20 protein-coding genes are annotated in these 17643 nt (G+C 69.8%); 4 read left to right on the forward strand and 16 right to left on the reverse strand.

Translation table 11 applies throughout. The features are described from left to right. Positions 1-271 precede the first annotated feature (271 nt). The 3 genes from folP to rlmE all read right to left on the reverse strand — a co-directional run bounded on the left by folP (position 272) and on the right by rlmE (position 3777). Complete coding sequence (folP, locus tag E1B00_RS05320; protein WP_139446367.1) at positions 272-1168, reverse strand: dihydropteroate synthase; 897 nt, start codon at positions 1166-1168, stop codon at positions 272-274. A 69-nt stretch (positions 1169-1237) separates the two neighbouring features. Next, on the reverse strand, positions 1238-3148 hold the full coding sequence (gene ftsH, locus E1B00_RS05325) for an ATP-dependent zinc metalloprotease FtsH (RefSeq protein ID WP_139446369.1): 1911 nt from the start codon (positions 3146-3148) through the stop codon (positions 1238-1240). Next, positions 3148-3777 carry a 23S rRNA (uridine(2552)-2'-O)-methyltransferase RlmE gene (rlmE, locus tag E1B00_RS05330; RefSeq protein WP_139446370.1) on the reverse strand — a complete coding sequence of 210 codons (630 nt, stop codon included), beginning with the start codon at positions 3775-3777 and terminating at the stop codon, positions 3148-3150. The genes ftsH and rlmE overlap by 1 nt, the downstream gene beginning before the upstream one ends. 81 nt (positions 3778-3858) lie before the next feature. Here rlmE and yhbY point away from each other — a divergent pair, with 81 nt between their 5' ends. After that, the gene (yhbY, locus tag E1B00_RS05335; RefSeq protein WP_139446372.1) at positions 3859-4164 is read left to right on the forward strand and encodes a ribosome assembly RNA-binding protein YhbY; all 306 of its coding nucleotides are present in this window, start codon (positions 3859-3861) and stop codon (positions 4162-4164) included. A 14-nt stretch (positions 4165-4178) separates the two neighbouring features. Then, entirely contained in the window at positions 4179-4553 is a 375-nt protein-coding gene (locus E1B00_RS05340; RefSeq protein WP_139446374.1) for an Mth938-like domain-containing protein, read from the forward strand. A gap of 66 nt (positions 4554-4619) precedes the next feature. Here E1B00_RS05340 and E1B00_RS05345 read toward each other — a convergent pair whose 3' ends face one another. The 4 genes from E1B00_RS05345 to surE are packed head-to-tail and all read right to left on the reverse strand — an operon-like array spanning position 4620 to position 7685. After that, positions 4620-5594, reverse strand: a complete 975-nt coding sequence (locus tag E1B00_RS05345) for a peptidoglycan DD-metalloendopeptidase family protein (protein WP_139446376.1) — start codon at positions 5592-5594, stop codon at positions 4620-4622. A gap of 44 nt (positions 5595-5638) precedes the next feature. Next, entirely contained in the window at positions 5639-6232 is a 594-nt protein-coding gene (locus E1B00_RS05350; protein WP_139446378.1) for a YqaA family protein, read from the reverse strand. Then, entirely contained in the window at positions 6232-6909 is a 678-nt protein-coding gene (locus E1B00_RS05355) for a protein-L-isoaspartate(D-aspartate) O-methyltransferase (protein WP_139446380.1), read from the reverse strand. The genes E1B00_RS05350 and E1B00_RS05355 overlap by 1 nt, the downstream gene beginning before the upstream one ends. Further along, entirely contained in the window at positions 6906-7685 is a 780-nt protein-coding gene (gene surE / locus E1B00_RS05360) for a 5'/3'-nucleotidase SurE (protein ID WP_139446381.1), read from the reverse strand. Before surE ends, E1B00_RS05355 begins: the two co-directional genes overlap by 4 nt. A 90-nt stretch (positions 7686-7775) precedes the next feature. Here surE and E1B00_RS05365 point away from each other — a divergent pair, with 90 nt between their 5' ends. Next, positions 7776-8348: a Smr/MutS family protein gene (locus E1B00_RS05365; RefSeq protein WP_139446383.1), complete on the forward strand. Its 573-nt coding sequence runs from the start codon at positions 7776-7778 to the stop codon at positions 8346-8348. Between the two features lie 3 nt (positions 8349-8351). Here E1B00_RS05365 and E1B00_RS05370 read toward each other — a convergent pair whose 3' ends face one another. From E1B00_RS05370 to E1B00_RS05410, 9 genes are all read right to left on the reverse strand, one after another. Continuing rightward, positions 8352-8573 carry a hypothetical protein gene (locus E1B00_RS05370; protein WP_139446385.1) on the reverse strand — a complete coding sequence of 74 codons (222 nt, stop codon included), beginning with the start codon at positions 8571-8573 and terminating at the stop codon, positions 8352-8354. A gap of 82 nt (positions 8574-8655) precedes the next feature. Continuing rightward, on the reverse strand, positions 8656-9681 hold the full coding sequence (gene truD / locus E1B00_RS05375) for a tRNA pseudouridine(13) synthase TruD (RefSeq protein ID WP_139446387.1): 1026 nt from the start codon (positions 9679-9681) through the stop codon (positions 8656-8658). After that, complete coding sequence (ispF, locus tag E1B00_RS05380; protein WP_139446389.1) at positions 9678-10163, reverse strand: 2-C-methyl-D-erythritol 2,4-cyclodiphosphate synthase; 486 nt, start codon at positions 10161-10163, stop codon at positions 9678-9680. The genes truD and ispF overlap by 4 nt, the downstream gene beginning before the upstream one ends. After that, the gene (ispD, locus tag E1B00_RS05385; protein ID WP_139446390.1) at positions 10160-10861 is read right to left on the reverse strand and encodes a 2-C-methyl-D-erythritol 4-phosphate cytidylyltransferase; all 702 of its coding nucleotides are present in this window, start codon (positions 10859-10861) and stop codon (positions 10160-10162) included. Before ispD ends, ispF begins: the two co-directional genes overlap by 4 nt. After that, positions 10858-11196, reverse strand: coding sequence for a cell division protein FtsB (gene ftsB / locus E1B00_RS05390; protein WP_139446392.1), 339 nt, complete (start codon positions 11194-11196; stop codon positions 10858-10860). Before ftsB ends, ispD begins: the two co-directional genes overlap by 4 nt. A 10-nt stretch (positions 11197-11206) precedes the next feature. Continuing rightward, positions 11207-12490: a phosphopyruvate hydratase gene (eno, locus tag E1B00_RS05395; protein WP_139446394.1), complete on the reverse strand. Its 1284-nt coding sequence runs from the start codon at positions 12488-12490 to the stop codon at positions 11207-11209. Beyond that, positions 12477-12986: a hypothetical protein gene (locus E1B00_RS05400; protein WP_139446396.1), complete on the reverse strand. Its 510-nt coding sequence runs from the start codon at positions 12984-12986 to the stop codon at positions 12477-12479. The genes eno and E1B00_RS05400 overlap by 14 nt, the downstream gene beginning before the upstream one ends. After that, positions 12983-13816 (reverse strand): 3-deoxy-8-phosphooctulonate synthase, encoded by an 834-nt coding sequence (kdsA, locus tag E1B00_RS05405; protein WP_139446398.1) that lies wholly within the window; start codon positions 13814-13816, stop codon positions 12983-12985. Before kdsA ends, E1B00_RS05400 begins: the two co-directional genes overlap by 4 nt. Then, positions 13816-15474, reverse strand: a complete 1659-nt coding sequence (locus E1B00_RS05410; protein WP_139446400.1) for a CTP synthase — start codon at positions 15472-15474, stop codon at positions 13816-13818. Before E1B00_RS05410 ends, kdsA begins: the two co-directional genes overlap by 1 nt. 173 nt (positions 15475-15647) lie before the next feature. Here E1B00_RS05410 and parE point away from each other — a divergent pair, with 173 nt between their 5' ends. After that, complete coding sequence (gene parE / locus E1B00_RS05415; protein ID WP_139446402.1) at positions 15648-17537, forward strand: DNA topoisomerase IV subunit B; 1890 nt, start codon at positions 15648-15650, stop codon at positions 17535-17537. Positions 17538-17643 lie beyond the last annotated feature (106 nt).

The raw sequence follows: 17643 nt of genomic DNA on the forward strand, positions 1-17643 counted from the left end.
GTGGACGGATCGCGGAGCGCCTTGCCTGGCAAGGGCCGCAGCGACTTTGGGCAGTTTTTCGCCAGCCTCCGCGCGTGATCCACAGCACCTGTGGACAAGCCTGGGAGAAGTCCTGTGGACGGATCGCGGAGCGCCAGCAGCAGCGCGGGAGTCAATAGCCTTGGTCATTGATTGACCAGAGGTGTCGCGATGACATGCCGCATCGGGCGTCGAATCCTGGCCGCCCCGGCCCCCACACCCGTCTCGTGGTCAGGCCATCACGCGGCGCCCTTCAATCCTCGTCGGGCCACTGGATCACCGGTTTGCCGGCCGCTGCCTTGGGCGACGGCTGTGCCGCGACCGCGGCCCAGACCTTGAGCGCATCCACCGTTGCGGCGACGTCGTGCACGCGCAGGATGCGCGCGCCGTATTCGGCCGCCAGCACCGCCGCGGCGACCGAGGCATGCAGCCGCTCACCGACCTCGCGGCCGGTGATCTCGCCCAGGCTGCGCTTGCGCGAGAGCCCGGCCAGCAGCGGAAGGCCCAGGTCGAGCAGGCGCGACTGCTGGCGCAAAAGCAGCAGGTTGTGCGCGGTGGTCTTGCCGAAGCCGTAGCCGGGGTCCAGCACGATGCGCTTCTTGGCGATGCCGGCCATCTCGCAGGCGAAGATGCGTTCGGCCAGGAAACGGTGCACTTCGCCGACCAGGTCGTCGTAGGCCGGCGCCGCCTGCATCGACCGCGGCTCGCCCTGCATGTGCATCAGCACCACGGGCACGCCGGTCGCGGCCGCCGCATCCAGCGCGCCCTCGCGGCGGAGCGCATAGACGTCGTTGATCAGACCCGCGCCGGCGGCGACCGCCGCGCGCATGACCTCGGGCTTGGACGTGTCCACCGACACCGGCAGCGCGGTTTCCCGCGCCAGGCGCTCGACCACCGGGATCACCCGCCGCAGTTCTTCCTCGACCGTGACCTCGTCGGCGCCGGGCCGGGTGGATTCGCCGCCCACGTCCAGGATGTCGGCGCCTTCGGCCGCCAGGCGCAGGCCGTGGGCCACGGCGGCCTCGACATTGTCGTGGGCGCCGCCGTCGGAGAAGGAATCGGGCGTGACGTTGACGATGCCCATCACCCGCGGGCGGTCGAGGACCAGCACGCGGCCGGCGCAGTCGAGTTGCGGGGTCAGGTCGAACATGGGAATCCCGGGCAAAGAAAAAGGCCAGAGCGGACTCTGGCCTTTCGCGTGGACCACGGCAAGCCGGGGTCAGGTCTGCGGCATCGGGCCGCCCAGCGGGCCGGCCGCCGGGCCGGTGCCCGGATCGTCCTTGGAGATGCGGCCGGACTTCGCCCAGTCGGCGGGCGGGCCCGGGCGGCGGCCTTCCATGATCGCGTCGATCTGGTGCGCGTCGATGGTCTCGTAGGTCAGCAGCGCCTCGGCCATGATGTGCAGCTTCTCGATGTTCTCGGTGAGGATTTCCTTGGTCCGGGCATAGGCGCGGTCCAGGATGCCGCGCACCACTTCGTCGATCTTGCGCGCGGTGTCGTCCGAGACGTTCTTGTGCTGGGTCACGGAGCGGCCCAGGAACACCTCGTCCTCCTCCTCGCCGTAGGCAATCGGGCCGAGTTCGTCCGACAGGCCCCACTTGGTGGCCATGTTGCGGGCCATCTTGGTGGCGCGCTCGATGTCGTTGCTGGCGCCGGTGGTGACCTTGTCGTTGCCGAAGATGATCTCCTCGGCGACGCGGCCGCCGTAGAGCGAGCACAGCATCGACTCGATGTGGGTGCGGTTGTAGCTGTACTTGTCGCCTTCCGGCAGGTACATGGTCACGCCCAGCGCGCGGCCGCGCGGGATGATCGTCACCTTGTAGACCGGGTCGTGGTCGGGCACGACGCGGCCGACGATGGCGTGGCCGGCCTCGTGGTAGGCGGTCAGCTTCTTCTCGTCCTCGCTCATGGCCATCGAGCGGCGCTCGGCGCCCATCAGGATCTTGTCGCGGGCGCGGTCGAAGTGCTCCATGCGCACGTTCTTGGCGTTCTCGCGGGCCGCGAACAGCGCGGCCTCGTTGACCAGGTTGGCCAGGTCGGCGCCGCTGAAGCCCGGGGTGCCCCTGGCGATGGTGGCCGGCTCGACGTCCACGTCCAGCGGCACCTTGCGCATGTGCACCTTCAGGATCTGCTCGCGGCCGCGCACGTCGGGCAGGCCCACGGTGACCTGGCGGTCGAAGCGGCCCGGGCGCAGCAGGGCCGGGTCGAGCACGTCCGGGCGGTTGGTGGCGGCGATCACGATCACGCCTTCGCCACCCTCGAAACCGTCCATCTCGACCAGCAGCTGGTTCAGCGTCTGCTCGCGCTCGTCATGGCCGCCGCCCAGGCCGGCGCCGCGGTGGCGGCCGACGGCGTCGATCTCGTCGATGAAGATGATGCAGGGCGCGTGCTTCTTGGCCTGCTCGAACATGTCGCGCACGCGGCTGGCGCCGACGCCGACGAACATCTCGACGAAATCGGAACCGGAGATCGAGAAGAACGGGACCTTGGCTTCGCCGGCGATCGCGCGGGCCAGCAGGGTCTTGCCGGTGCCGGGCGGGCCGACCATCAGCACGCCGCGCGGGATCTTGCCGCCCAGCTTCTGGAACTTGCCCGGATCGCGCAGGAACTCGACCAGCTCGCCCACTTCTTCCTTGGCCTCGTCGCAGCCGGCAACGTCGGCCAGGGTGACCTTGACCTCGTTCTCGCCCTGCAGCTTGGCCCGCGACTTGCCGAAGGACATGGCGCCCTTGCCGCCGCCCTGCTGCATCTGCCGCATCATGAAGAACCAGAAGCCGATGATCAGCAGCACCGGCAGGAAGTTGAGCAGGATGGTGAACAGCAGCGAGCGCTCGGAGGGCTTCTCCTGAGTCAGCTCGACGCCGTTCTCCAGCAGCGTGTCCACCAGGCGGTCGTCGCGCGGGTTGCTGGTGCTGAAGCGGCTGCCGTCCTTGCGCTCGCCGGTGATCACCAGGCCGTTGTCGGCGATCTGGACCTTGCCGACCCGGTCGCCCTTCACTTCCTCGATGAACTGGTTGTAGGTCAGCTCGCTGGACGGGCCGCCGACCGGAGCCGAAAAGCTCTGGAACACCGCCATCAGCACCACGGCGACGATCAGCCAGAGCAGGAGGTTTTTGGCCAGGTCGTTCATCAGTTCTTTCCTCGGCGCTTGCCCATGGCCAGCGCATAGACTTCGTTCGACCGGCGGCGGGAGGCCGCCGGCTTGCGGATCACCAGCTTGTCGTAGCGGGTCCTGAGGTCCTTGACGTAGGCATCGAAGCCCTCGCCCTGGAACAGCTTGATCAGGAAGTTTCCGCCCGGTTTCAGGTGGGTATCCGCGAAATCGCGGGCCAGCTCGGACAGGTACATCGCCCTCGCCTGGTCCACGGTATCCACGCCGGTCATATTGGGGGCCATGTCGGAAAGCACAAGGTCGACGGGCGCCCCGCCCAGCAGTTCCTCAAGCTGGGACAATGGCCCCGGCTCTCTGAAATCGCCGTGAATGAACTCCACGCCGGCGATCGGCGGCATGTCGAGGATGTCGAGGGCGATCACACGGCCCTTGCCGCCCAGGTCACGCCGCAGCACCTGGGACCAGCCGCCCGGGGCCGCGCCCAGGTCCACCACCACCATGCCGGGCTTGAGCAGCCGGTCGCGTTCGATCAGCTCCTCGAGCTTGTACGCCGCCCGCGAGCGCATGCCCTCGGCCTGGGCCTTCTTCACGAAGGGGTCGGCGAAGTGCTCTTCGAGCCAGCGGGGGCTGCTTTTGCTGCGGGCCATGGGGTTCGACGGGACGCCGTCGGCGGGGCGGAGTGGCCGCCATGATACCCTACGCCCCCTTTTGAACCCGTCCGGAACGTCATGGCCGCCGTCCTCAGCAATCCCCAGAAGCGCTACCTGCGCGGCCTGGCCCATGACCTCAAGCCCGTCATCCTGGTCGGCGCCAAGGGCATCACCGACAACCTGGTGGCCGAGGCCGGCATCGCGCTCGAGCGCCACGAGCTGATCAAGGTCCGCGTCGCCGCCGGCGACCGCGAGCTGCGCGACGAGTGGATCGGCCTGCTGTGCGAGCGCGCCGACGCCGCCCTGGTGGCCCGCATCGGCAACATCGCCGTGCTCTACCGCCGCAGCCAGGACAAGCCGCTGATCGTGCTTCCGAAGGCCTGACCCGGGGGCGACCGGTGCAGCTGTCGCAGGAAAACCCGGACTTCCTCTACGTACTGCGCGGCGTCAGCGACGCGGGCGTACTGGTGAACCAGGAAACCATCGGCACCAGCTTTCTGCTCACCCCCAACCAGCTGGTGCAGGACTGGCGCCCGACCTCGGCCGCGGACCTGCAGCCCGCCGACATGGACGCGGTGCTCGCCCTGCAGCCGGCCCTGGTGCTGCTGGGCACCGGCCCGCGCCAGCGTTTCCCGTCCGCGGCGGTGATGGCCGCCCTGCTCACGCGCGGCATCGGCATCGAGGTGATGGACAGCGCCGCCGCCGCGCGCACCTTCAACGTGCTGGCCACCGAAGGCCGGCGCGTGGTCGTGGCCTTCCTGCTGCCCGGCTGAAATCCGGGGTCAGAGTCCATTTATCCGGCGCATTCGCGCCGGATAAATGGACTCTGACCCCGGATTTCACGGCGGTGGCAGCACCTGCAGGGGATCCACGGGCTTGCCGTTGCGGCGCACCTCGAAGTGCAGCATGTCGCGGCTGGTGCCGCTGCGGCCGAGCTCGGCGATCTGCTGCCCGCCCTTCACCGCGCTGCCTTCGGTCACCAGGCGGCGGCGGTTGTGGGCATAGGCCGACAGCCATTCGTCGCTGTGCTTGACGATGATCAGCTCGCCGTAGCCGACCAGGCCGGCGCCCGAATACACCACCACGCCATCGGCGGCCGCGAACACCGGCTGGCCCGCATTGCCGGCGATGTCGATGCCCTGGCGCTTGGGGTCGCCCGCGACGAAGCGGCCGACCAGGGCCCCCTGGGCCGGCCAGCGCCAGCCGCTGGCGCTGACCGCCGAGGGCGGCGCGACCGGGGCGGCGACCGGGGCCGGCGGGTTCGACGAAGGCGCCGGTGCGACCGGGACCTGGCCCGCGACCGGCGCCGGATTGGCGGGACCGGGAACCACGGCCGGAACCGGGGGCGTCGGACTCGCGACGGGCGGCGTGCCCGCGGCCACGGCCGGACCGGGTGCACCGCTGCCCGGCGGCAGCGGCCGTGAGATGGCGGGCCCGTTCGGCGTCGGCGCGCCCGGCCGGGGCGAGGCCGGCATGCCGGTGACCGATGTGCCGGCCGCGGGCGCCGCGGCACGCGGTCCGCGCAGCGTCAGGCGCTGGCCGGGATAGATCGTGTAGGGCGCCGGGATCCGGTTCCAGGCCGCGACTTCCCGGTAGTCCAGGCCGTGCCGGAAGGCGATGCCGTACATCGTGTCGCCCTGGCGCACCAGGTAAACGTCGCCCCGTTCGGCCCGCGGCGCGGAGCGCACTGGCGCCGAACTGGCCGGCCGCTCCGGGCGCGCGCCCTCGCGCTTGACCACGCGCGAATGGCCGCAGGCCGACAGCAGCACGGTGAAGGCGAGGAGCAGCAGGACGCGGATCAGCGGACGGGGCATGCGCGGAGTCGGGGGTCGGGACGTGCCGATGATAGCGCCAGCCTTCATGCGCCCTGCCCCCGCAGAAACAGCCAGGCCACCACGCCCACCAGCAGCACCAGGGCGGCCCAGCCCACCGGCTCGATGTGCTTGTGCAGCGCCTTCTCGGCGCGCTCGCCGCCCAGGCGGATGGCGCCGGCGACCAGGAACACGCGCTTGCCGCGACCGATCAGCGCGCCGAAGAAAAACGGCAGCAGCGGCATGCCGACGGCGCCGGAGGCGATCGTGAACACCTTGAACGGGATCGGTGTGAAGCCGGCGATCAGCAGCAGCCAGAAACCATTTTCGGCCGCCTGCTGCTTGATGCTCTCGAATTCGGCGGCGTAACCCAGCCGCTCCACCAGCGGCATCGCCAGCTCGACCGCGAAATAGCCCAGCGCGTAGCCGATGAACATGCCGACCATCGACCCCGCCAGGCTGAGCGTGGCGAACCAGAACGCGCGCCTGGGCTGGGCCAGCGACATCGGCGCCAGCATCACTTCGGGCGGGATCGGGAAGAAGATCGCCTCGATGAAGCTCAGGCCGGTCAGCAGCGCCGGCGCGCGCGGATGCCGGGACCAGGCCAGGGCGCGCACGTACCACGGACGGAACAGTTCCATCAGAGCGTCCCAGGCAGCAGTGGCACGAATACGACGCCGCCCAGGTCTTCGCGCACCAGCTCGCCTTCCACGCGGCGGATGCGCAGCAGGCGCTGGCCGTTGGCGGCGCCGATCGGCGCGACCAGGGTGCCGCCTTCGGGCAGCTGGTCGAACAGCGCCTGGTCCAGCGCGGCGGCGCCGGCGGTGACGATGATGCCGTCGAAGGGCGCGTATTCGGGCCAGCCGGCGCGGCCGTCGTCGTGTTTGGTGCGCACGTTCAGGCCGAGGTTGCGGAAGCGGCGCCGGGCCACCCGCAACAGCTCTTCGATACGCTCGACGCTGTAGGTCTCGAGCCCCAGCGTCGCCAGCACCGAGGCCTGGTAGCCGGAGCCGGTGCCGACCTCGAGCACGCGCTGGGGCAGGCCGTTCTCGATCAGGGCGGCGGTCATGCGCGCCACCACCCAGGGCTGGGAAATGGTCTGGCCGTTGCCGATCGGCAGCGCGGTGTCTTCATAGGCGCGGCTGGCCAGCGCCTCGTCGATGAACAGGTGGCGCGGCACGGTGCGCATCGCGGTGAGCACGCGCTCGTCGTTGATGCCGCCTTCGGCGCGCAGGCGCTCGATCATGCGGTCGCGCGCGCGCTGCGAGGTCATGCCCAGGCCCTGGCTGGCGGGCTGGCTGTGGAAACGGGGCGTCATGCGGATGGCTTCAGTCCTTCGCCGAGTCCGCCGACCCAGCTGGCGACCTTTTCCAGCGCCTGGTAGCGGGTCAGGTCGACGTGGATCGGGGTGATCGAGATGTGGCCGGTGCGCACCGCGTGGAAGTCGGTGCCAGGGCCGGCGTCCTGCTCGGGACCGGCCGGGCCGATCCACCACAACGGCCGGCCGCGCGGGTCCACCTGTTCGATGCAGGCCTCGGCGCGGTGCCGGTGGCCCAGGCGCGTGACCTCGTAGCCGCGCACTTCGTCCCAGGGCAGGTCGGGCACGTTGACGTTGAGGATGGTGTCGGCGGGCAGCGGGTCCACCAGCAGGCGGGCAGTGATCTCGAGCGCGGCGCGGGCGGCGGTGTCGTAGTGGCGGGCCGAGGATTCGTGGGTGACCAGGGACATCGCGATCGCCGGCAGGCCCAGGAAGCGGCCTTCCATCGCCGCGGCGACGGTGCCCGAATAGATGACGTCGTCGCCGAGGTTGGCGGCGCTGTTGATGCCGGACACCACGATATCGGGGTCTTCGGCCAGCATGCCGGTCAGGGCCAGGTGCACGCAGTCGGTCGGGGTGCCGCCGACGCGCCAGACGCGCTCGGCGATTTCCTTGACCCGGATCGGCGCGTCCAGGGTCAGCGAATTGCTGGCGCCGGAACGGTCCCGGTCGGGCGCCACCACCGTCACTTCGTGGCCGGCGGCGCGCAGCCCCTCGGCCAGGACGCGGATGCCGGGGGCTTCCACGCCATCGTCATTGCTCACCAGTACGCGCATCAGGGGTCCCGCGGAAAGGAGGCCATGATAACGGATGCACCCGCCCACGCGGCCACCTCGCGGTCACCCTCGCCGGGTTAGGCTTCGCGCATGAAGAAAAAACCGCCCGCGATCAGCGCCGAGGACGCCGCCCTGTTCCGCGGGTCGATCGACGGGGTGCGGCCGCTGGATCCGGCGCCCGCTCCGCCGGAGCGGCCACGTCCGGCCCCGGAGCCGCGCATGCAGGTCCGGGACGAGGCCGAAGCGCTGGCCCAGTCGCGCACCGCCGCCTGGATGGAAGCCACCATCGATGCCGCCGAGGCCCTGGCCTACCGGCGCGACGAAGTGCCGGAGAAGGTGCTAAAGACGCTGCGCCGCGGCCAGTACAGCATCGGCGGCGAACTCGACCTTCACCAACTGCGGGCGCACGAGGCGGAGAGGTGGCTGCGGGAGTTTCTGGCCCAGTCGCGGGCCGAGGGCCTGGCCTGCGTGCGCATCATCCACGGCAAGGGGCTGCGCGCCGTCGAAGGCGGCTCGGTGCTCAAGGCATTGGTGGACCGGATGCTGCGGCAGCGCTCGGACGTCCTGGCCTTCGCCTCCGCGCCGGAAGCGATGGGAGGGACCGGGGCGGTGCTCGTCCTGCTCGCCCGCCGCCGGGCGGGCGAGCAGGGGCCTACGGCCTAGGCCTCAGGGCTTGTCGCGATCGCGATTGCGCGGCGGATTGACCCAGACGACGTCCACGCCCGCGGCCTTGGACGCCTTTTCGACGGCGGCCATGTAATCGCGGTCATAGCTGAACGCCGGGTCCCGGGCGCTGTCAGGGGCCATCTGGGCCGTTCCGGTACTTGCGCAGCCGATCAGGAGCAGGCTGCCAACGACAAGGCTGATGCACTTGCAGGCGGTGTTCATAGCGACCTCCTTAGGGCAGGACAACCGCGCCATGAGCGTACTCCCGGCGTTGCCGGCTGCAAGTGCCGGAATTGCCGTTTCGTCACTCCGGACGTGCTTCCCGCACCTCGCCCAGTTCGGCCAACAGGCCGGTGGCATAGGCGCCCGGCGGCAGGCCGAACTCCAGCTGCAGGCAGCCGGATTCGGGCCAGGTCCAGGCCAGGCCGTCCACGCGCACCCGCAGCGCCCGCCGCTCCTGCTTCAGGCCCGCCGCCTCCAGCCCCGCACGCAGGTCGGCGAAGGGTTCGACGGCGGTCAGCTCGAGGGCGCGCACCGCCCCGGTCGGGCGCAGTTCGCCCAGGCCCCACATCGGCCCGGTGGCATGGATGTCCTGGCGGGCGACCCGCTCGGCCAGGGCCGGGCTGACCGGCTCCGGCCCGAACACGCTCTGGCTGCCGTCGAGCATCCAGACCTCGCCCTCGGCGCCCGCGGCCCAGCTGCCGTCGGCCACCCGCGCCGACAGCACGGCGTTGAACAGTTCCGAGCGCGCCGCGGAGAGGTAGATCGAACGCTGGTCGCGGTGCACCCGCTGGCCGGCGAACATGCGCCGCGCCGACTCGACATTGTCGCCGTCGCGTCCGAACCGCTGGTCGCCAAAAAAGTTGGGCAGGCCGGAACCGGCGATCGCCTGCAGCCGCTGCTCGACCGCCGCCCGCTCGCCCTCGAGCTCGCGCAGCACCAGCACGAAACGGTTGCCCTTGAGCGCACCGCGCGGGAGTTTGCGGTTGTGCCAGACCGAGCCCAGCACCCGCAGGTCGTCGGACACCAGGCCGTCCAGGTCCGGCGCCACGCGCTTGGGGAAATGCACCGAGAAGCGCTGGCGCGTCACCGCGTGCCGGTCCTTCATGCCGGCGTAGCCGACGCCCATCTCGGGGATGCCGGCCCAGCGCGCGATGCGCTTGGCCGCGTGCGCGGTGTTCATGCCGCGCTTCTCGACCGTCAGCAGCAGGTGTTCGCCCTGCCCCGCCGGCTCGAAACCGTCCACTTCCTCGACCTGGAAGTCTTCGGGCCGGCTGCGGAACACCGCCTGCAGCGCCGGCGGGCCGAACGCCCGCGGCCGGCCGCTCACGCGCGCACCAGCAGGGCCACGGCCATCGCCGCCAGGCCTTCGCCGCGGCCGGTGAAACCGAGCTTCTCGGATGTCGTGGCCTTGACGCTGACCGCGTCGACGTCGACGCCGAGGTCGGCGGCCAGGTGGGCGCGCATCGCCGCGGCGTGCGGCGCCACCTTCGGGCGTTCGCAGACCACGGTGATGTCGGCATTGCCCAGGCGCCAGCCGCGCTCGGCCAGCAGCGCGCCGCAATGGCGCAGGAACACGCGGCTGTCGGCGCCCTTCCAGCGCGGGTCGGACGGCGGGAAATGCACGCCGATGTCGCCCAGTGCCAGCGCGCCCAGCAGGGCGTCGCAGAGCGCATGGATCACCACGTCGCCGTCGGAATGCGCCAGCACGCCGCGCTCGTGCGCGATGCGCACGCCGCCCATCACCACGTGGTCGCCCTCGCCGAAGGCGTGCACGTCGTAACCCTGGCCGATGCGGATGCCGCTGTTCATGTGACCGGTGCCTTTCCTGCCCGTGACAGGATGAATTCCGCCAGCGCCAGGTCGGCGGGCGTGGTGACCTTGAGGTTGTCCTCGCGCCCCTCGACCAGGCACGGCCGCAGGCCCAGGCGCTCGAGCGCCATCGCCTCGTCGGTGGCCTTGATGCCGGCATGCAGCGCCGCCAGCAGCGCGCGGGTCAGGCCGCCGCGGCGGAACAACTGCGGCGTCAGCGCGCGCCACAGGCCGTCGCGCGGTTCGGTGGACTGGCTGTGGCCGGTGGCGTCGGCGCGCTTGAGCGTGTCGCGCACCGGCGCTGCGAGCAGCGCGCCGACCGGATGCGCCTGGCCGATCGCGAGCAGGCGCGCCAGGTCGTCGGCATGCAGGCAGGGGCGCGCGGCGTCGTGCACCAGCACCCACTGGTCTTCGCTGACGCTGGCCGGCAGGGCCTGCAGGCCGGCGAGCACCGAATCGGCGCGTTCGCCGCCGCCGACGCAGGTCAGCACCGGCTTGCCGCCGAGCTCGCGCCAGCCCGGCCACCAGGGATCATCGGCGGCGACCGCGACCATCACGCCGTCGACGTCGTCGTGTGAGAGCACGGCGAGCAGGCTGTGTTCGATCAACGGACGCCCGGCGAGCGTGAGGTACTGCTTGGGCGTTTCGCCGCCGAACCGGCGGCCCTGGCCCGCGGCCGGCACGACGGCCCAGGTCATTGCGCCGGGTCCGCGCCGGTTCCGGCTTCGGCGTCGACGTCGGGTTGTTTCGTCGCGTCCGGATCGACCACCCGGTAGAAGGTCTCGCCCGGCTTGATCATGCCCAGCTCGCTGCGGGCGCGGTCCTCGACCGCGGCCTCGCCCGACTTGAGGTCCTCGACCTCGGCCTCCAGCGCATCGTTGCGCTGCTGCAGGCGGGCGTTTTCGCTGCGCTGCTCGCCTACCCGAACCTGGAGCTCACGCGCCTCGCCCAGGCCGCCTTCGCCCCACCACAGCTTCGCCTGCAGGGCCGCGAAGGCCAGCAGGAGCAGGGCGAGGACCCACCAGCGGCGCAAGGGCGTCGGCTCAGCGCTTGAGGCTGACGAAGGCGTCGCGGCCGGCGTAGCGGGCCTTGGCGCCCAACGCTTCCTCGATGCGCAGCAGCTGGTTGTACTTGGCCACGCGGTCGCTGCGGCACAGCGAGCCGGTCTTGATCTGGGTGGCCGTGGTGGCGACCGAGATGTCGGCGATGGTGGTGTCCTCGGTTTCGCCCGAGCGGTGCGAGACGATGGCCGCGTAGCGGTTGGCATCGGCCATGGCGATGGCCTCCAGCGTTTCGGTGAGCGTGCCGATCTGGTTGACCTTGATCAGGATGGCGTTGGCCACGTGCTGGTCGATGCCCTCCTTGAAGATCTTCGGGTTGGTCACGAACAGGTCATCGCCGACCAGCTGCACCTTGCTGGCCAGGCGCTCGGTGAGCAGCTTCCAGCCGGCCCAGTCGTTCTCGGCCATGCCGTCCTCGATCGTGATGATCGGGTACTGCGCGCTCCAGCCGGCCAGGAAATCGACGAACTGTTCCGGGGTCAGGCGCTTGCCCTCGCCCACCAGGTTGTACTTGCCGTTCTCGAAGAACTCCGAGCTGGCCACGTCCAGGCCCAGCAGCACGTCTTCGCCGGCCTTGTAGCCCGCCTTCCCGATCGCCTCGAGGATGACCTCGATCGCTTCCTCGTTCGACTTCAGGTCCGGCGCGAAGCCGCCCTCGTCGCCGACCGCGGTGCCAAGGCCCTTGCCCTTGAGCACGGACTTGAGCGAATGGAAGATCTCGGTGCCGCAGCGCAGCGCCTCCGCGAAGCTGTCGCAGCCCACGGGCAGCACCATGAATTCCTGCATGTCGACGTTGTTGTCGGCATGCGCGCCGCCGTTGATGATGTTCATCATCGGCACCGGCAGCACCGCCGCGCGGCTGCCGGCCAGGTGCGACCACAGCGGCAGGCCCCTGGCGGCGGCGACGGCGTGCGCGTTCGCCAGCGATACGCCGAGCAGCGCGTTCGCGCCCAGGCGGCCCTTGTTCTCGGTGCCGTCGAGGTTGATCAGCTTGCGGTCCAGGCCGGCCTGGTCGGCGGCATCGAAGCCCTTGAGTGCGTCGGCAATCGTCGTGTTGACGTTGGCCACGGCCTTCTTCACGCCCTTGCCCAGGTAACGGCTCTTGTCGCCGTCGCGCAGCTCCACCGCTTCCTTGGTGCCGGTGGACGCGCCCGAGGGCACCGCGGCGCGGCCGACATGGCCGCTGGCCAGCGTGACTTCGGCTTCGAGGGTCGGGTTGCCGCGGCTGTCGAGGATCTCGCGGGCGTGGACTTTAGAGATATTCATTGTTGGCACGTTCCATCCAGCTCAAAAGGTTGTCAGAAGGGCTGCACTGCACCGAGGTCGCCGACGCCATCACCTGCATGACCTCGATCATCGCCATCTGGCGACGGACCTGTTCGGGAGGCGGCTGACCGGGAGCGGCGGCAAAACCGCCCAGGGCCAGCAGGGTCTGGCGGGTCGCGGCGACCCGTGCGGTCTCGTCCAGCGCGGCCAGGTCCGCGGACTGGGCCAGGTAGCGCCGCGAGATCTGCTGCAGGCTGTCGCCCAGGCCCGACTGCACGATCATCTCGGGCAGGCGGCCGTTGAAATCCTGGCGCGACTGCAGCGCAGCGGTCACGCAGGCTTCGTAGGGGCGATAGGCACCCGACAGCTCGACCAGCATGTTGGTCGCCGCGGCGTCGGTCTGGCGCTTGGCCACGGCCTCGGGCGAGTCGTCCTGGCGCGAGCAGGCCACGCACAGCAGCATCGCCGCCAGCACGCTCCACCGGGTACGCGTCACAGCGTGTCCTCCAGGAAGCCGTTCTTCTTGGTGATGCGGTCGATTTCGAGCAGCGTGGACAGCAGCGCTTCCATCTTCGGCAGCGGCCAGGCGTTGGGGCCGTCGCTGAGCGCCTTGTCAGGGTCCGGATGGGTTTCCATGAAGATGCCGCTGATGCCCACGGCCATGGCCGCGCGCGACAGCACCGGCACGAACTCGCGCTGGCCGCCGGACTTGCCGCCGGCGCCGCCGGGCAGCTGCACCGAATGGGTGGCGTCGAACACCACCGGGCAGCCGGTGTCGCGCATCACGCTGAGCGAACGCATGTCGGAGACCAGGTTGTTGTAGCCGAAGCTGGCGCCGCGTTCGCAGGCCATGATCTGCGGGTTGCCGGTGGCGCGCGCCTTGTCGGTGACGTGTTTCATCTCCCAGGGCGACAGGAACTGGCCCTTCTTGATGTTGACCGGGCGACCGGCGCTGGCGACCTTCTGGATGAAATCGGTCTGCCGGCACAGGAAGGCCGGCGTCTGCAGCACGTCCACCACCGAGGCCACTTCGTCCATCGGCGTGTATTCGTGCACGTCGGTGATGACCGGCACGCCGATCTGGCGCTTCACTTCGGCCAGCACCTTCAGGCCCGCTTCCAGGCCCGGGCCGCGGAAGCTGGTGCCCGAGGTTCGGTTGGCCTTGTCGAAGCTGGACTTGAAGATGAAGTGGATGCCGAGTCGGCCGGTGATTTCCTTCAGCTGCCCGGCGACATCGAGCTGCAGCTGCTCGGACTCGATCACGCAGGGGCCGGCGATCAAGAAGAAGGGCTGGTCCAGGCCAACCTTGAAACCGCAGAGTTCCATCAGGCGCTCGCCTCCTTCAGTAGCCGGCCGCCGGCCTTGTGTTCGCGGGCGGCGCGGATGAAACCGATGAACAGCGGATGGCCGTCGCGCGGCGTGGACAGGAACTCCGGATGGGCCTGGCAGGCGACGAACCACGGATGCTTGGGCAGCTCGACCATTTCCACCAGCAGGTCGTCCATGGACTTGGCGCTGATCACCAGGCCGGCATCCTCGAGCTGCGTGCGGTAGCGGTTGTTGAACTCGTAGCGGTGGCGGTGGCGTTCGCCGACCACGTCCTTGCCATAGAGTTCGCGCGCCCGGGTGCCGGGCTTGATGCGCTGGTCCTGCAGGCCCAGGCGCATGGTGCCGCCCAGGTCGGACTTCTCGTCGCGGCGCTCGATCTCGCCGGTGGCCGTGCGCCATTCGGTGATCAGGCCGATGACTGGATGCGGGCTGTTGCGGTCGTTCTCGGTGCTGTTGGCGCCGGCCAGGCCGGCGACGTGGCGGGCGTAGTCCACCACCGCCGCCTGCATGCCATAGCAGATGCCGAAATACGGGATGTTGTTCTCGCGCGCGTGCCGCGCCGTCAGCACCTTGCCCTCGAAGCCGCGGTCGCCGAAGCCGCCGGGCACCAGGATGGCGTCCACGCCCTCGAGCACCTTCACGCCTTCCTTCTCGACCTGCTCGGACTCGAGCCAGCGCAGCTTCACGCGCGTGCGCTGGCGCAGGCCGCCGTGCTTGAGCGCCTCGGACAGCGACTTGTACGCGTCCTGGTGGTCGATGTACTTGCCGACCACGGCGACGGTGACCTCGTCGACCGGGTGTTCGACCGCGTCCACCACCGCCTCCCACTCGGACAGGTCGGCCGGCTTGGCCTTGTCTTCCAGACGCAGGCGCTCGACCGCGATCTCGTCCAGGCCCTGGCTGTGCAGCCACAGCGGCAGCTTGTAGATGTTGTCCACGTCCACGCAGCTGATGACCGCCTTCTCGTGCACGTTGGTGAACAGGGCGATCTTGCGGCGCTCGGAGTCCGGCAGCGGCTGCTCGCTGCGGCAGACCAGGATGTCGGGCTGGATGCCGATCGAACGCAGTTCCTTGACGGAATGCTGGGTCGGCTTGGTCTTGAGCTCGCCGGCGGCGGCGATGTAGGGCACCAGGGTCAGGTGCATGAAGATCGCCTGGTCCGGCCCGCGTTCGGTGCGGATCTGGCGGATCGCCTCCAGGAACGGCAGCGACTCGATGTCGCCGACCGTGCCGCCGATTTCGACCAGGCCGACGTCGAAGCCGTCGGTGGCCTCGAAGATGGCGCGCTTGATCTCGTCGGTGATGTGCGGGATGACCTGCACGGTGCCGCCCAGGTAGTCGCCGCGGCGCTCCTTGCGGATCACGTTCTCGTAGATGCGGCCGGTGGTGACCGAGTTCTTGCGGCTCAGGCGGGTGCGCAGGAAACGCTCGTAGTGGCCCAGATCGAGGTCGGTTTCGGCACCGTCGTCGGTGACATAGACCTCGCCGTGCTGGAACGGGCTCATGGTGCCCGGGTCGACGTTGATGTAGGGGTCGAGCTTCATCATGGTCACGCGCAGGCCGCGCGCCTCCAGGATGGCGGCCAGGGAGGCCGCGGCGATGCCCTTGCCAAGCGAGGACACCACGCCACCGGTAACGAAGATAAGACGAGTCATGGGGATTGGGGGCGCTGGAAAACCGCATTCTACCGGCTCGGCCGTCCCACGGCGAGAAACTTTTCGCGATCAAGGGCTTGCGCCGCCGGGGCGGCCGGCCCGGCTTGACCACCCCGGCCCCGGCGCCCATCCTGCGGGCCTCGCGCCACCACCCGCCCCGAGCCCCCTGCCTGATGAACACCCGCTACAACGCCGCCGACATCGAAGTCCTCTCGGGCCTGGACCCGGTCAAGCGCCGCCCCGGCATGTATACCGACACCACCCGGCCCAACCACCTGGCCCAGGAGGTCGTGGACAACTCGGTGGACGAGGCCCTGGCCGGGCACGCGAAGACGGTCGAGGTGACGGTCTACGCGGACGGCAGCGTCGAGGTCTCGGACGATGGCCGCGGCATGCCGGTGGACATCCACCCGGAGGAGAAGATCCCAGGCGTCGAGCTGATCCTCACGCGCCTGCACGCGGGCGGCAAGTTCAGCGGCAAGAACTACACCTTCTCGGGCGGCCTGCACGGCGTCGGCGTCAGCGTGGTGAATGCGCTGTCGAAGAAGACCGAGGTCTTCATCAAGCGCGACGGCAACGAATACCGCATGGAGTTCCGCGACGGCGACCGCAGCTCGCCGCTGGAAGTGATCGGCACCGTCGGCAAGCGCAATACCGGCACGCGCGTGCGCTTCTGGCCGGACCCGAAGTATTTCGACACGCCCAAGATCGCGGTGAAGGCCCTGCGCCACCTGCTGCGCGCAAAGGCCGTGCTGTGCCCGGGCCTGACCGTGAAGCTGTTCGACGAGGCCAGCGGCGAGCGCAACGAATGGTTCTACGAAAACGGCCTGCGCGACTACCTGCGCGGCGAACTCACCGGCCGCGACCTGCTGCCGGCCGAGCTGTTCACCGGCCACCTGGGCAAGGAAAACGAAGTGGTGGACTGGGCCGTGGCCTGGGTCCCCGAGGGCGAGCTGGTGCAGGAGAGCTACGTCAACCTGATCCCGACCGCCCAGGGCGGCACCCACGTGAACGGCCTGCGCTCGGGCTTCACCGATGCCCTGCGCGAGTTCTGCGACTTCCGCAACCTGCTGCCGCGCGGCGTGAAGCTGGCGCCGGAAGACGTCTGGGACCGCGTCAGCTACGTGCTCAGCCTGAAGCTGACCGACCCGCAGTTCAGCGGCCAGACCAAGGAAAGGCTGAGCTCGCGCCAGGCCGCGGCCTTCGTCGAGGGCGCCTCGCACGACGCGTTTTCCCTGTGGCTGAACCAGCACGTCGAGACCGGCCTGCAGATCGCCCAGCTGGCGATCGACCGCGCCTCGGCCCGGCTGAAGACCGAAAAGCAGGTCACCCGCAAGAAGATCACCCAGGGCCCGGCCCTGCCCGGCAAGCTGGCCGACTGCATCAGCCAGGACCTGGGCCGCACCGAACTGTTCCTGGTCGAAGGCGACTCGGCCGGCGGCAGCGCCAAGCAGGCGCGGGACAAGGAGTTCCAGGCGATCCTGCCGCTGCGCGGCAAGATCCTGAACACGTGGGAGGTCGAGTCCTCCGGGGTGCTGGCCTCGACCGAAGTGCATGACCTCGCCGTCGCCATTGGCTGCGACCCGGGCGTGGAGAACATCGACGGGCTGCGCTACGGCAAGGTCATCATCCTGGCCGACGCCGATTCCGACGGCCTGCACATCGCCACCCTGCTCTCGGCCCTGTTCCTGCGCCATTTCCCGGCCCTGGTGCGGGCCGGCAACATCTTCGTGGCCATGCCGCCGCTGTTCCGCGTCGACGTGGGCAAGCAGGTGTTCTACGCCCTGGACGAAGAAGAGAAGCGGATCCTGCTGGACCGGATCGAGAAGGAGAAGATCCGCGGCCAGGTCAACGTCACCCGTTTCAAGGGCCTGGGCGAGATGAACCCGGTGCAGCTGCGCGAGTCCACCATCCACCCCGACACCCGCCGCCTGGTGCAGCTGACGGTGGACGACGCCGACGCCACCCGCGGCCTGATGGACATGCTGCTGGCCAAGAAGCGCGCCGGCGACCGCAAGGCCTGGCTCGAGGCCAAGGGCGACCTCGCCTCGCTCGAAGTGTGACCGGCCACTAGGAAATGTGACGCTCCGCGTCACATTCCGGACCCGCCCAGACCCGGAAAAATGCCGTTCGTCGGCAATCACGCCCTGCCTTGGGGACGGCGTGGCC

The organism is Arenimonas terrae, assembly GCF_006265115.1.
GTDB classification, from domain to species: domain Bacteria; phylum Pseudomonadota; class Gammaproteobacteria; order Xanthomonadales; family Xanthomonadaceae; genus Arenimonas; species Arenimonas terrae.

Bases quoted from the DNA above. Each gene is read 5' to 3' on its own strand.
- folP (WP_139446367.1), bottom strand. From the start codon at position 1,168: ATGTTCGACCTGACCCCGCAACTCGACTGCGCCGGCCGCGTGCTGGTC.
- ftsH (WP_139446369.1), bottom strand. From the start codon at position 3,148: ATGAACGACCTGGCCAAAAACCTCCTGCTCTGGCTGATCGTCGCCGTG.
- rlmE (WP_139446370.1), bottom strand. From the start codon at position 3,777: ATGGCCCGCAGCAAAAGCAGCCCCCGCTGGCTCGAAGAGCACTTCGCC.
- yhbY (WP_139446372.1), top strand. From the start codon at position 3,859: ATGGCCGCCGTCCTCAGCAATCCCCAGAAGCGCTACCTGCGCGGCCTG.
- E1B00_RS05345 (WP_139446376.1), bottom strand. From the start codon at position 5,594: ATGCCCCGTCCGCTGATCCGCGTCCTGCTGCTCCTCGCCTTCACCGTG.
- E1B00_RS05350 (WP_139446378.1), bottom strand. From the start codon at position 6,232: ATGGAACTGTTCCGTCCGTGGTACGTGCGCGCCCTGGCCTGGTCCCGG.
- E1B00_RS05355 (WP_139446380.1), bottom strand. From the start codon at position 6,909: ATGACGCCCCGTTTCCACAGCCAGCCCGCCAGCCAGGGCCTGGGCATG.
- surE (WP_139446381.1), bottom strand. From the start codon at position 7,685: ATGCGCGTACTGGTGAGCAATGACGATGGCGTGGAAGCCCCCGGCATC.
- E1B00_RS05365 (WP_139446383.1), top strand. From the start codon at position 7,776: ATGAAGAAAAAACCGCCCGCGATCAGCGCCGAGGACGCCGCCCTGTTC.
- E1B00_RS05370 (WP_139446385.1), bottom strand. From the start codon at position 8,573: ATGAACACCGCCTGCAAGTGCATCAGCCTTGTCGTTGGCAGCCTGCTC.
- ispF (WP_139446389.1), bottom strand. From the start codon at position 10,163: ATGAACAGCGGCATCCGCATCGGCCAGGGTTACGACGTGCACGCCTTC.
- ispD (WP_139446390.1), bottom strand. From the start codon at position 10,861: ATGACCTGGGCCGTCGTGCCGGCCGCGGGCCAGGGCCGCCGGTTCGGC.
- eno (WP_139446394.1), bottom strand. From the start codon at position 12,490: ATGAATATCTCTAAAGTCCACGCCCGCGAGATCCTCGACAGCCGCGGC.
- kdsA (WP_139446398.1), bottom strand. From the start codon at position 13,816: ATGGAACTCTGCGGTTTCAAGGTTGGCCTGGACCAGCCCTTCTTCTTG.
- E1B00_RS05410 (WP_139446400.1), bottom strand. From the start codon at position 15,474: ATGACTCGTCTTATCTTCGTTACCGGTGGCGTGGTGTCCTCGCTTGGC.
- parE (WP_139446402.1), top strand. From the start codon at position 15,648: ATGAACACCCGCTACAACGCCGCCGACATCGAAGTCCTCTCGGGCCTG.